This window comes from Emticicia sp. CRIBPO (assembly GCF_009905725.1).
In the GTDB taxonomy this organism is placed as follows: Bacteria; Bacteroidota; Bacteroidia; order Cytophagales; family Spirosomataceae; genus Leadbetterella.
On sequence record NZ_JAAAKV010000035.1, the window covers coordinates 1 to 752 of the forward strand.

1 protein-coding gene is annotated in these 752 nt (G+C 45.3%); it reads right to left on the reverse strand.

Annotated features, from left to right (window positions below):
- Positions 1–752 (reverse strand): hypothetical protein (locus GVN16_RS25955; RefSeq protein WP_166566885.1); only part of this gene is annotated, 752 nt, incomplete at both ends.

Here is a 752-nt window from a genome sequence, read left to right on the forward strand (position 1 = left end):
TTTATCCCCTGATAGGTTTTCGATTCCAGGTCACGACCCATAAAGTCCGTCAGACTCACATTCACCTCTCCGTTTTCAGTCAGGTTTACTTTTACTTCCACCGCTCCACTGGTAGGATTCGGAGCAAAATTCATGTACCCTGTCTTTTCTTCTTCTGTCACATCGGTTTCTGCAGCAACCCTTAACCCGCTTGGGCAGGTTGTCCCTTCAAAAGCAAACAGACGGTAATCAATGAATTGTTCTGAAGTAGTACCATAGATCTGCAGGTGGTTACCGGAGCCCGCTCCCTCATGATCCCAGGTATATTGGTTGCTTGGGGCACTCACCCGGTAATTCCCGGCATTGTTCTCAAAGTTCCAGTAGTAATAGTTGTTACCTGAAACAAAGTTGCCCAATACCAGCCCACTGCTGTATGTCAATGAATTGGCTTTGATCACTTGCCCGCTGCCATTCATAGTCGTCACTTTATAACTGGTCCCTACAGATTCCACTTTCCATTTCTGGTCATTCTGATTGTTATTTCCGTTGATCTGTACTTCTCCGTTTGACATGGCCTGGACATAATTATTATTGGCCAATGACCTGATTTTATAACAATTGCCACTCACAATACCACTTGGAGGAGCTCCTGAAGCAGAATAGTAAGGAGTGCCGTCCTGGGAATAAACCAGGTTATATCCGGCAGGAGTCGGGAAAGTACTGGAATTTGGCACCTGGAGGTTACCGTAATCACTGTAAATCCATGAAAAACA